At 38.2% G+C, this 12,482-nt stretch carries 6 protein-coding genes and 4 pseudogenes; 6 read left to right on the forward strand and 4 right to left on the reverse strand.

Going from position 1 to position 12,482, the window contains the following annotated elements; translation table 11 throughout:
• The first annotated feature begins 113 nt into the window (after positions 1–113).
• The 4 genes and pseudogenes from LEP1GSC062_RS19875 (at position 114) to LEP1GSC062_RS19890 (ending at position 6,340) form a co-directional block, all read left to right on the forward strand.
• Positions 114–2,775, forward strand: a pseudogene (locus LEP1GSC062_RS19875) (methyl-accepting chemotaxis protein).
• Positions 2,772–2,937: pseudogene (locus LEP1GSC062_RS25170) on the forward strand (methyl-accepting chemotaxis protein); the annotation flags it as partial. The pseudogenes LEP1GSC062_RS19875 and LEP1GSC062_RS25170, both read left to right, overlap by 4 nt.
• A 330-nt stretch (positions 2,938–3,267) precedes the next feature.
• Entirely contained in the window at positions 3,268–4,269 is a 1,002-nt protein-coding gene (gene ilvC / locus LEP1GSC062_RS19885; RefSeq protein ID WP_010577519.1) for a ketol-acid reductoisomerase, read from the forward strand.
• 449 nt (positions 4,270–4,718) lie between these two features.
• Positions 4,719–6,340 (forward strand): annotated as a pseudogene (locus LEP1GSC062_RS19890) (caspase family protein).
• A gap of 235 nt (positions 6,341–6,575) precedes the next feature.
• On the opposite strand, the gene LEP1GSC062_RS19895 reads toward LEP1GSC062_RS19890, so the two are convergent.
• The gene (locus tag LEP1GSC062_RS19895) at positions 6,576–6,782 is read right to left on the reverse strand and encodes a hypothetical protein (RefSeq protein ID WP_004497032.1); all 207 of its coding nucleotides are present in this window, start codon (positions 6,780–6,782) and stop codon (positions 6,576–6,578) included.
• 176 nt (positions 6,783–6,958) lie between these two features.
• Here LEP1GSC062_RS19895 and LEP1GSC062_RS19900 point away from each other — a divergent pair, with 176 nt between their 5' ends.
• Positions 6,959–7,195 carry a hypothetical protein gene (locus LEP1GSC062_RS19900; protein WP_002620920.1) on the forward strand — a complete coding sequence of 79 codons (237 nt, stop codon included), beginning with the start codon at positions 6,959–6,961 and terminating at the stop codon, positions 7,193–7,195.
• Positions 7,192–9,024 (forward strand): MutS family DNA mismatch repair protein, encoded by a 1,833-nt coding sequence (locus LEP1GSC062_RS19905; RefSeq protein WP_020985280.1) that lies wholly within the window; start codon positions 7,192–7,194, stop codon positions 9,022–9,024. Before LEP1GSC062_RS19900 ends, LEP1GSC062_RS19905 begins: the two co-directional genes overlap by 4 nt.
• A 182-nt stretch (positions 9,025–9,206) precedes the next feature.
• Here LEP1GSC062_RS19905 and LEP1GSC062_RS22655 read toward each other — a convergent pair.
• The 3 genes and pseudogenes from LEP1GSC062_RS22655 to LEP1GSC062_RS19915 form a co-directional block, all read right to left on the reverse strand.
• Positions 9,207–9,466 (reverse strand): annotated as a pseudogene (locus tag LEP1GSC062_RS22655) (LIC_13387 family protein); the annotation flags it as partial.
• On the reverse strand, positions 9,467–11,518 hold the full coding sequence (locus tag LEP1GSC062_RS19910) for an AsmA family protein (protein ID WP_010577521.1): 2,052 nt from the start codon (positions 11,516–11,518) through the stop codon (positions 9,467–9,469).
• Entirely contained in the window at positions 11,515–12,477 is a 963-nt protein-coding gene (locus tag LEP1GSC062_RS19915) for an ABC transporter ATP-binding protein (RefSeq protein ID WP_010577522.1), read from the reverse strand. Before LEP1GSC062_RS19915 ends, LEP1GSC062_RS19910 begins: the two co-directional genes overlap by 4 nt.
• Positions 12,478–12,482: the final 5 nt, after the last annotated feature.

Consider the following 12,482-nt stretch of genomic DNA (forward strand, 5'->3'; position numbering starts at 1 on the left):
ATCTTTCGATAGTGCTCTTGTTTTTAAATTCCTTTTATGTAAACAATATTGAGTATGGGTTTCGAATTTCCTTGACGATAGTAGTTTGCAAAAGTTTATAGAATACCTATATTATGGATCTGATCTATTTAAATTATTTCTCTTTGGCCTCGTTAATCGGGATTCTTTTTATCGGATTCACTGCGTTCTTTTTTTTCTCCATTCAAGAAAAAGCGTCCGGCACGATTTATCTTAGTGTTAGTCTTTTATTTCTTGGAGTACTTCACGTCGGTTACATGGCAGGTTTTCCATTTTACTCATCGTGGTCCGTCTTTCATAGATGGATTATAATTCCTTCTCCCTTTTTGGGGACTTTATTTCTCGCAATGTTCTTTTTTCAATATCCGCAACCGGTTTCCAAAAAGATAATGATTCCCGCGTTTTCAATCGCTTTGTCGGGAATAGTCATTATCTGTGTTTGGTATTTTTACGAGTCCTTCTCTGCAAAAAGAGTTTTTTACTTTTCAGGTCATTATTGGGACTTTCAAGTTAACTTTTTCTATAAGGTCTATGCCATAGCCATCATCTTTTATACCTTTCTTTTCGTGGCAATCGGTACCTGGAGAATGATAACACTCAAAGGAAAGGATAGAATTATTACTGGAATCGTTTTAATACCCATGGCCTTGATTATTCTGATTCCGGGAGTGTTCAACGCTATGAGTCGAGATGGGGCGGTTTCCAGGGAATTGTACCAAACGGTTTTGGACATTTCTCTTGTAACCGGTTTGTTTATCGTGCTTGTAGGTTATATCAATTATACGAGTGAAAAAACTTCCATTCTTTCTAGAATCACCGGAATTACGCTCGCTACGTTTTTTCTAATCTTACAGATCGTAAGTATATTTATTTTCAATCAATATGAAGAATCGTACGACTTAATTAAAAAGACAGAGGTTAGACTTTCCGCAGCTGGTTTAGAAGCTTCCAAGGACTTGGAATACGTTTTCCAATACGATTCTGGGACGGATTCGATAACGTCCCTCTTTCCGGGAAATTCTCAGCAACCTGACGAATCCACGCTGAGAGAATTCCGTTTTTTCAAAATAGCTCATAGTCTTTTTGAACTTCCTTCTCTTTCCAATGGGGAATTTAAACAAAGTGTCGAAGATATATTAAAAAACTCCCCCTCTGGTTTTGATGCGTATAAAGCGGGAGTAAAAGAGTATCTTTCTTCCAAAAACGAAGCTCAACTTTCAGGAAAGGACATAGAATCGTTTTTTGACTCTCTACAAAATACATTAGTCGTGCTTAGGAACAAACACTTTCACTTACCTCCGAAGGAAAAAAACGATCCGGTTTCTTTGGATAAATTGTTTCAATCGAAAGTTCCCGGAATCGACGGATATCTAAGGGAGCTAAAAAAATTCACGTTAAATCCGGATGTGACGGATTCTGCAACAAGAGATAAAATTTTCGATACGTTTCTTACACAGATAAGAAAGCCGGACGAAAGAACATACAAAGGGGAAAGAGTTTATGAATTAAACGGTCTGGTTCCCAAACATTATATTTCTTATTTTTACGTATCCGGAGGAAAAGTTTATGAAGTGGGATTTCGATACGAATCCTTAAGGGAATATCTCCATCCTACCGGTAAAATCCTTTATATATCCGTGATTTGTATTTTGTTTCTTGTTCTATTCGGATTCCGTTTTTTCTTTCAAGGAGCTTTACTCAATCCTCTCGAAGAGGTGGTAGTCGGTTTAAGGGAGGCCAATTCTGGAAACTTAGAATACCGTCTTGAAGTTAAGGTGGAAGATGAAATCGGATTTATCGCTCGTTCGTTTAACAAAATGGCACAGTCCATTCAAAACACAAGAAAACGCCTGCATTCTTCGGCGGAAACATTGGATATTTCGGTGACGGACTTTTCGGAATTTACGAGTTTGACCAGCGCAAAAATGGAATCACAAGCAGCTTCTTTGGAAGAGGTCAATGCTGTGATCGAGTCCTTATCGAACGCTTCGGAAAAGAATGTCGATTCGATTCGAATTCAAAATGAAAATCTGATCGAACTCAATCAAAAGTCTCAGGTTCTTTTGGATGTAATCGACGAAAATATCGGAACATTCTAAAGGTTTGGATACGAATGCGAAAGAAAGTAAATTAGAAATGGAAGTAGTAAAGAAGTCTGTTGAAAAGACCGGCCAATTCTTAAAGAACATTTCGAATTCGTTTCAGCGCGTGGATGAGATCAATCGTATTCTTGGAGAAATCGCGAACAAAACCAATCTTCTTTCTCTGAACGCTTCTATTGAAGCAGCTCGCGCCGGAGCCGCGGGTCGTGGTTTTGCGGTGGTAGCCCAAGAGGTAAGTAAACTTGCGGAATTTACGGCGACGAATGCGAAGATGATTTCGAAAGTAGTTCAAGAGTCACTTGAGTTTATCGAAGAGGCAAATACAGCGTCACTTGATACGGGTCATTCCACTGAAAATCAGAGTGTGAAAATCAATCTTACAGTATCTAAAATAGAAGAAATGAATCGGTTGTATGATCGTGGGACAACGATAATAAATGATTTCGTAAGAAATTTGGAGAGAGCCAAGAAATTATCAGATGAGTTATTTTATTCCACGGAAGAACAGATGACCGGTCACAAAGAGATGATGAAAGCGATGTTTGAGATTGAAAAGGAAGTGAACGAGATCACACAGGAATCCGGAAAAATTCAAGATGGAATTTTGAAAATTAAAACTCAATCAAGTGATTTGAAGGCTTTGAGTGTCGTTTGATTGGACACAGCAGCAACTTGAAATCGATCATCGAAAGGATTTTTCAGTTCAACAAAACCCTGGATCAAAGTATGGACAAGGTTCGAAAATCCGAGTTGATGGGACGGGCTTGTTAAAAAACTTTCCAAATCTTTTTCTTTCTTGGTAGATTCTTTTACATCTGAATGATACATAATCGAGATCTGGCAGAATTTGTTTTCAAATTGTCTAGCAAATCTCTAAAAATTTTCAGCCAGTGAACCCGAATTCATACCGATCTTTTTGTTTTTTTCCGAACTTCATCTTGCATCTGAGTTAATTCAAGCTTGGAGATCTTGGGTTCCGAACATCTTTAACATATTTTCAGTAGAGTTCTTCCTAACGATATAGATTTTAGTCGTAACTCTATCTTTCCCATGTTTCATAAAACAATACAAGCTATAGGTTGTATTAAAGTTGTCATTCTATCCTTTTTCAAATGTTTAGTAAAAAGGAACACTCAAGGAAAAGGACATGGCAAATATCTATTACGACGCCGATTGTGATTTAAGTTCACTCAAAGGTAAAATCATTGCAGTGATCGGTTACGGAAGCCAGGGACACGCCCAGGCTCAAAACATGAAGGATTCCGGACTCAAAGTTATCATTGGTCTGAAAGAAGGATCCAAATCAATTCAAGATGCTAAGAATGCGGGCTTCGAAGTGTACAGTGTTGCCGAAGCTTCTCAAAAAGCGGATATCATACAAATTCTCGCTCCGGATACAATTCAAGCGGATCTTTATAAAAAAGATATTGAACCGAATCTGAAAAAAGGTGATGCGCTCGTTTTTTCTCACGGATTTAACATTCACTACGATTTCATCAAACCTCCCAAAGAGGTGGATGTTTATATGGTTGCTCCTAAAGGTCCGGGTCATCTTGTTCGTAGAGTTTATACGGAAGGTGGGGGAGTTCCTTGTTTGATTGCGATCCACCAGGATTCAACCGGGGAAGCTAAAAAAAGAGCACTCGCTCATGCGGCCGGTGTCGGAGGCGGTCGTGCAGGAATTTTGGAAACATCTTTCCGCGAAGAAACCGAAACGGACTTATTCGGAGAACAGGTTGTTCTTTGCGGAGGTCTTTCCAATCTGATTATGGCCGGGTTTGAAACTTTAACCGAAGCGGGTTACGATCCTGAAATCGCATACTTTGAGTGTCTTCATGAAGTAAAACTTATCACCGATCTCATCTACGAAGGCGGATTGGCAAGAATGAGGTTTTCTATTTCCGATACCGCGGAATACGGCGATTACGTAAGCGGCCCGCGCGTAATCGACCCGGGTGTAAAACAAAGAATGAAAGAAGTTCTGAACGATATTCAGAAGGATAAGGGAGCGAAATTTGCAACCAACTGGATGGCTGAAACGAAAGCGGGTTATCCGAACTTCAAGAATATGAGGGATAAGAACGCGGCTCATCCGATCGAGTCGGTCGGTAAAAAATTAAGAAGTATGATGAAATGGTTATCTAAATAACAGATAATTTCCGTTTCAGAATCTTCTTTAGATGAAAAACCCGGCGAGTAAAGTCCTCCGGGTTTTTTTATGCGTTTAGCGAATGTTGTAAAATGAGTTTGCTAACGACACAATGTTACAATTGTTTTCTCGATTATTCTATTGATTCAGGTCTCGATAAGGCAAGAATTTTCTCGTATTGAAATCGTTCGGATTTAAAGCCGACATTTTAATCTTCGTATTTTTCTTGGCTCGAATTCCTAATAAAAAATTTGAATTTATTTCGGATTGTATTTTTTAATTGGTGCCGACTCTGAATCATGCTCATTTTTATAGAAAGTCGGATATACAAACGGTCGGAAAATTCTTTCCTAAATTTGGAAGTCTCGATTCTTTCCTTAAAAAGATAATGACAAAAGGGTTTCTTTTGCTACTCTGATTCCATTCTGAATCATCCTAGGAGGTCAGGTTTGAAATCCAAGCTATCGGCATTTAGCATCTGTTTGATTTTGTTTCTAGCGACCGATGCATTTGCACAAAAGAGATACGGACTTATTTTCGGTTCTAATTATACCGGCAATAAAGCCGGAATTCCGGAACTTAATCTTTGCGAAGCGGACGCAAGTTATCTGAACGACGAAATTCGAAGAGTCGGAAACTTCGATGAAGTGAAGGTTGTTCTCGGAAAAGAAGTCACAAAAGATAATATAGAAAAAGAAATTAAGGCCTTAGCAAAAAAAGCGGGCGATAATGATACTGTTTTGCTTTACTTCTCAGGGCACGGTGCGTTTCAAAGGGACGCATCCGCAAAGAACGGGATGAGAAATCTGATCATTTGTTATGACAGACCTCATCTTCCGGACGACGAACTGAATAAGTATTTAGAAAAGATAAAATCGCCAAAGACAGTGTTTATTTTCGATTGTTGCTTTTCGGGTGGAATCGCTAAAAAAGGAAAAGCAACTCGAGGGTCCGCTGATGTTCCAATTCCGGAAGGAAGCGACGGAACTGTAAAACAAGATGCGGAAGATTTTTTCTTTCAAGATAAAACGATCATTTCTTCCGCGGATGACAACCAGACCGCTATAGAGGTTGGCGGAAGTATCAATCATGGAATTTTTACGTACAATTTTGGACGTGCGCTTGGTACCGCGGACTTAAATAAAGATAACGTTGTTACCGCGTTGGAAGCTTTCTTCAAATCGAGAGAAGAAACCGTTCAGATGGCGAAAAAGTTTCAACACGAACAGGTTCCTCAGATTTCCGGAAACGCTTCGGGTATTTTCCTTTCTGGTAAAAAAATCCCGAACCTCCAAAACCGATCGATCCTCCAAAACCTCCTCCTCCATCCGTAGAACCTGAGCCCGATCCTGTAAAACCGGATCCTTCTCAACCCGTAGTAACTCCGGAAGAACCTCCCGTAGTTCCGACGAATGAAAGAGGTGATTTGGTGTTAAAGACTACGATCATTCAAGATCGCGCTTATGGACTTTCGGATCTTCCTCCCGATATCTTAATCTTTGCTAAGAAGAAAAGAAAAGGGAATCGAAACGTTAAGGTTTATATTGATGATCAAGAATTTGCTTCAGCTGTAACTACGACCTCTTCCAATTTCTGGGGTGCAGTTAAGAGACAAGGACAGTTGATTCCGGGTAATATCTACACAATTACCCTGAGTAGAGTTCCCGCCGGAGTTCATAAGATCACGATCAAGGCAGACGACTATCCTGAAATTCAAGAAACGTTTGCAGTTCTTCCGAACAAAAAGAATGAACTTCCTATTAATGTTTCTATGAGCGGTTTCGGGGCGATTCAAGGAAAAGTTTTCTACAAAACTTTGGATAATCCGGTGATCAATCAGCCGATTTTTATGCCTACCATTTCCAGCGTTACCGGAATTCAGAAATTGAATACCGATGGCGAAGGGAATTTCTGGTTCACGAATCTCAAGCCGGGTGATTATGAAATCAAGGCTTCTTTTGCGGAAGATTTGAATCTCAACAATTCTATGATCAACGTAAGAGAAGGGGATGTTACTAAAGTGGATGTCATTCTAAACGTGAAGATGCCTTCCACGAAAACCAAATACTGATTTTTGTATTGGAGTTTAACAAAAAAAAGCCTGCTAAAAACAGCAGGCTTTTTTATTTTCGAAATTTTCCTAAAAGAACGTTGGAAATGCCGTTTTTTTTATGAATTGGATTTTTCAAATGGAAAATAATTCGGTGTTACGCTTCCTAAAGTTTCAGAATGTTTTAGAACGTATTGTAAGTTCAAAAGAATTCAATTCAATATGATAAGATTTTCTTTAAGATCAAAATACAGTTTTAATCTTTTAAAAAATTCTTCCACTCACTGGACCTGAATCTGCGCTTACGGATTTCTTTTAATTTTTTCATCTGATTCGCGTTGAGAAGATTCCCCGCTTTTAGACCGGATTGTGGAAGAATTGTATTGTTTACGAGGTTAGCGACGGTTTCGTCAATTGAAAGAAAGGAACTTTTTAGGTTCGGATCCATTTCTGGGTAAAACATTTTTGCGCCTCCATGCGACTTTCTGGTTTGATTCGAGATCTTTTTATCGGAAATCTTGCCGGATTCTCTTCCTTGAGAAAGCAATTGACTCCCAGAACTATCTATCGAAGAAATTGGAAAATCCTTGAGTTTTTTTTCTTGTACGAAATTTCCTAAAACGATAAAATTGCAAAAAAATGCAGATCCGGCTGATCAACAATACGGGTAAAAGAATGGGAAGATTCGTCGCCTACGAATACGGTACCGATCTATTCGGATACGTATATGTGGATAAGATTAAAGGTAAGGAACGCGGTAAATTGGTTTCGCGCTGGGTAATGCCTGACCTCGGATCATTGGTTCGTTTGTTGGATTTTGAAATTTATAAGCGAGAAAACGAACACTACGAAAATATAAGCTCCTTAGTTGGATGAAACCTTCTACTCTGATTGATCGGCTAGAGCACAGAGCTGGAAAATTAAAAAGATTCTACGATCGAGTTTCCATTCTTCTTTTTAAACTTTCTCTGTTTCGTCTTATTTCCTTTTCCGTATTCGTTCTTTGGATTTCCGTTTTCTATTATTTCCATTCTTCGGTTTTTTATTATTTTCCTTCTTTGGTCTTTCTTCTCATTTTTTTCTTTTTGATTGGAAGGTATAAAAAGACTCTTTCAACTCGAGAAAAAATTCGACTTTGGATTTTTGTTTTAGAAAGAGAATCTGCGAGGATTGGAATTAAAGGTTTCGGTAAAAAATTCGGAACTAAGATTACTTTGGAAAAAATTTCTCCTTTGGCAAGAGACTTGGATCTATTTCGGGAAATTGGTTTGTTTCCTTGGTTGGATACTACGTTTACTTCAAATGCGGAACGCCAGCTGATTTCCCTTTTGGATCCCGAGGATTCCTCTACCGATTTTAAAAGAGAAAATATTCTACTTCGTCAGTCAATCGTTCGATCAATTTCCGAAAAAGAATTAGCAATTCCTAAAATACTTAGGCTTTCCTCTTATCTGAAGGAAAATCGAGATCTTTCTCTCAATCAAGAAAAAACGGAAATGAAATTGATCCACAGCGACGGTGCCTCGGAACTTTGGAAACGATATCCATGGTTGAAAAGAATTTACAGGCCAGTTGCAATTCTGGTTCTTGCGTTTATTCCTGCAAATGTGTTTCTGGGAGTTCCTTTTCCGGCTTCCGTTCTGTTCTTAAATTTGATTCTCTTTGGATTGTATCGTTCTCGTTCTTTGGAAATCTTTCGACAATATTATTCCCTTTCTGGAAGTATAGAAGGACTTCAGAAAATTCTAATATATCTAAAAGGTTTGAATGTTCGGGATAAAAACGGTAGGTCTCTTTTACAGGATACTTCTAAGGAGGAGTTAAAATCCGCTTACGAGGGTTTGGATCGTATATTAAAGCGCGTCGCTTTGACTGAAGCTCCCTTATTGCATTTAATTTTAAATAGCCTCTTTCTTTACGATCTTTGGATTTTAGGGAAAATTTCCAAATGGAAGGAAAAACATTCCGTGTTTTTGGAAAAGTCGATCGATGATTTAACCGTATTTGATTCTTTATTTCCTTTTGCGAATTTGAAGTGGATGTTTTCCGACTATTGTTTCCCGGAGATTCTTTCTGAAAATTCTAAGGAAGGAATTTCGGGAAAAGATCTTTTCCATCCCCTTCTTCCTTCGGAATTCAGAGTTTCCAATCCATTGGATCAGGTTCTGGAAGGAAATATTGTTCTCATCACAGGTTCAAATATGTCCGGTAAAACGACATATCTACGTACAATCGGTGTTTCTTCCATTCTCGCATTGGCAGGTGGGCCGGTGCCTGCGTCTCGATTTTCTTTACCTGTTTTAAAAATTCATACGAGTATGAGAAACGAAGATAACTTAGAGGAAGGAATTTCTTTTTTTTATGCGGAAGTAAGAAGGCTTTCGGAGATCGTAAAAAAAATTCAGAATTCGGATTTGCCTCATCTTGTTTTGCTTGATGAGATTTTAAAAGGAACGAACACAAGAGAACGTTCTCTTGCTTGCAAAGGAATTTTAAAAGAGCTTAAAAAGAATCGTGTAATCGGTTTGGTCACGAGTCATGATTTGGAACTCGCTAAAGTCGAGGATGTTATCTTGAAACATTTCCAAGAAGAAATTTTAAACGGCTCCATGTGCTTTGATTATAAAATTCGAGAAGGTTTGGTCCAAACAAGCAATGCGCTACGGATTTTAGTTCAAGAAGGATTGAATTTGGATTTTACTTAGAACATATATTAGAGTTGTTGAAAAATTCCATGGTTCAGATTAGCAAAACCGCTTCAAACATCCATTTCAATAGGGCAGAAGCAGATAGAGAATTAATTTTTCAACAACTCTATTAAGAATTTATTTCTGTTTGTTTGATCCGCAAAAACCGTAGCGATTTCTCGGATGTCCTTAACGAGTGTTTAAGGTTTTTTCAAAAGGATAATGCTTACCAGAAAAGAAAAGGTTCCTAATGAGGACACCAGGGCGGGTGCGAGGAAAAAATAAACGAAACCCGCGAGACTGAAACAAAAGAAAATCGGAATCAAAAGTTTCAACGTCGTTTGTGGATTTGATTCGGTAAGGACCATAGAAGAATCGTCAACGAAATTAAGAAAATACTTAAGTTTAAACTCATTCCCGTATAAAATTGATCGTAAGACTTTGCAACACCTTCCATAGGTTATTTCTTTTTGTTTTTTTCCTTGGATGCGAACAGTCCTTTAAATCCTTCCCAAGCGTCTCTTACATATTCTGATACGACTGACCCAGCAATTCCTCCTCCGTAAGGTCCGCCGACCAGAGTAAAGAATGGGGCGAAAATTGTGCTTCCCGCAAACACCGAGCCCAACCAAATCGGATCTATATAAGGAATTGATTGTTTAAATTTTCCCTTATAAATGATCGGAACTTTTAACGCTTTACCGACAATATTTCCGCCTAATCTTAAGTTAAGAATAAGATCCACATCCTTTTCAAAACTAATGTTTCCTTTTCCGTCCGCTTCCAATCCGTTTCCTTGTAGTTTTAGATTCTGAAAGTAAAATCGGTTATTTTCGATTTTAAAATCCGATTTTAGAGAGGAGAATTCGACCTTTCTTCCATCGATTCCGTTGAATGAAACGATCTTTCCGAGGGTATTTAGAACTGGAATCATGAAGTTTGCATAACCGAGTAGTTCTCCGTTGAGAATTTGAAAGTCGCCCGAACCTTCCATATTCCTGAAAAATTCTGTCAGAAAATCGGAGGATTGATTGTGAACTTCCGTAATAAAATTGAACTTACTGAACATGTTTCCACTGATGATTTGGTCGTTTATGTAAGGCATAAGAATTCGATCAGATTGAATTCGATATACTTCCCCTTGAACTTCAAATTTGGATTTGAATGGATTAATTTTAGATTTTCCTAATATTTCTCCGTTATATATATATGCATGAAAACTTGAGATATGAATCCAAGGATAAGTGTATTTCACTTCCGCTTTTAAAACTGGGAATCTGTGTTTGAGCGCGTATACGTTTTTTAAATCCGCACTAAAGTGGAAAACCCCGTCCGGACGATTCGGATTATTGAATTTTTTAGTGAATTCGAAAAGTTTGCCCAATCGAAGTACGCTGTGGTAGTCTAAATAGTTCGCTGTGACTTGAAAGAAAACGTTCGTTTTGTAATTCCATAGAATTGTTCCCTTAGCGTTTCCTTCCGCGATCCCAGGCCATACGACGGAGATGTATGGGAGATCTAATTTCTTATTCGGAATATCCAATTTCAATTCCATATTTAATTTGATATCACCGAACGGATTCCCGCCTTGATAAGCGAAGTTCTTTCCTTGTGCCGTCACATTGAAGTTGATTGGTTCATTGGGTGCTTTTTTGATTTTGATTGTACCGTTTAGAATCGTTTTCGAAAAATCTGCGTTCGGAAAGATAACCAACAGATCCCTAAAGATGGAAAGAGAACACTTGTCTAAAATGATCGTAGACTGAAATTTTAAGTTTTCAAGGGTTACCGGAAATTCATTTAAATCTGCACTTCCGTAAATCTGAAAACTTTGACCGTCTAACTTCCCCTGTAGAGTAAGATCAAGGGCGTTTCCGTAAAAAGAAATACTGAATGCCGAATTCCAAAGATAAATTCCGTATGTTCTATTGTGTGTATCGTCTTGATAGTGAACGTAAAAATTTTCGATTTGAACGTTTTTCAATCCGATTTTGAAAATCTCTTTCGGATTGAATGACGTGTTTTCGGTCGTAAAGGACGGATCAAAAATTTTTATGGTTTGTGTTTGGTGGGCGCTTTTGAGTTTGTATTTTTCCTGTTGAAAAAATTCGATTAGATCAATGGAACCGTCTTTGTGTTTATGAAGATTGATCTTTCCGCCTGAAATATAAATGTCTCTGATTTCTACTTTTTGACCTAGTAAGCCGAACCATGAAATATTGATCTTAATCCGATCGCTGATTCCCACGATCAGGTTTTCTTTCCGAACCTGAACTGTCTTGAGTTCTATTCCCGGAAATGGTAGTAAAATCAGATCGGAAGAGTCCACTTTTACTTCTAAGCCGGTTTTTTTTTCGATTTCGGTGAGTATAAAATCCTTGTAAAAATCCTGGCGGACAAAAACGAAAAGTAACGTGAAAAGCGTGAATGCAAGAGTCAGAAACAGAAGAATCGTAATAGCTTTGATTCGATTTTTATATGATAATTCTTGAATGTATTTTAAGGATTTCATTTTCTTCGATCCAGTGGAAAGTGACAAAGCGCTTTTTGATCGGTTCCGATCTCTTTCCAAACGGGAGTTTGCGATTTACAAAGGTCCTGAACAATCGGGCATCGAGTACGAAAGTGACAACCGGTAGGCTTGTTTACGATGCTTGGAATTTCCCCTTTGAGGGGAAGTCGAATTTTTTTTCTATCGTAGACGTCAAAGGTGGATTGAAAAAGTGCCTTTGTATAAGGATGTGCGGGGGATGAGATAATGTCTTTCGTTTTACCGAGTTCGACGATTTTGCCCAGATACATGACCGCAATCCTGTCCGAGATTGATTTTACCACGCCGAGGTCGTGAGAGATAAATAAATATGAAAGACCGAATTCGTTTTTTAATTCGACTAAAAGTTTTAAAACTTGAGTACCCGTAGAAACGTCAAGAGCGGAAACTGATTCGTCACAGATGACAAACTTAGGTCTTAAAACCAGTACTCGCGCAATCGCGATCCTTTGTCTTTGTCCTCCGGAAAATTCGTGAGGGAATCTGGAAAGGATATCGGAAGATAAGTTTACTCTTTCTAAAATTTCTCTGATCTTTAATTCGGATTCTTCTCGGGATGATTTTTCATGAATTTCCAAACCTTCCATTAGAATTTCCGAAATTGTCATTCGCGGGTTCAGGGAAGAATATGGATCTTGAAATATGATCTGTAGATTTTTTCTAAAAGGAAAAAATTTGGAGGAAGAAAGAGAGGTGATTTCCTGATTTTCAAAGTAAATCGATCCAGATTCGGGCTTTAATAATTTTATCAGGCCTTTTCCTAATGTGGATTTACCGCAGCCGGACTCCCCTACTAATCCTAGAATTTCATTATTTCCGATTTCAAGATTGATTCCGTCCACTGCGATGATTCGATTCTTTCTAAAGCCGAATTCTGATTTCGTATAATAACTGATGGTAAGATCTTGAATGCGAATCATAGTTT

It is taken from the genome of Leptospira alexanderi serovar Manhao 3 str. L 60 (assembly GCF_000243815.2).
Taxonomy (GTDB): Bacteria; Spirochaetota; Leptospiria; order Leptospirales; family Leptospiraceae; genus Leptospira; species Leptospira alexanderi.

What these genes read in the sequence shown, in the direction of transcription:
- ilvC (WP_010577519.1), top strand. Translation starts at nt 3,268, where the DNA reads ATGGCAAATATCTATTACGACGCCGATTGTGATTTAAGTTCACTCAAA.
- LEP1GSC062_RS19895 (WP_004497032.1), bottom strand. Translation starts at nt 6,782, where the DNA reads ATGTTTTACCCAGAAATGGATCCGAACCTAAAAAGTTCCTTTCTTTCA.
- LEP1GSC062_RS19900 (WP_002620920.1), top strand. Translation starts at nt 6,959, where the DNA reads ATGCAGATCCGGCTGATCAACAATACGGGTAAAAGAATGGGAAGATTC.
- LEP1GSC062_RS19905 (WP_020985280.1), top strand. Translation starts at nt 7,192, where the DNA reads ATGAAACCTTCTACTCTGATTGATCGGCTAGAGCACAGAGCTGGAAAA.
- LEP1GSC062_RS19910 (WP_010577521.1), bottom strand. Translation starts at nt 11,518, where the DNA reads ATGAAATCCTTAAAATACATTCAAGAATTATCATATAAAAATCGAATC.
- LEP1GSC062_RS19915 (WP_010577522.1), bottom strand. Translation starts at nt 12,477, where the DNA reads ATGATTCGCATTCAAGATCTTACCATCAGTTATTATACGAAATCAGAA.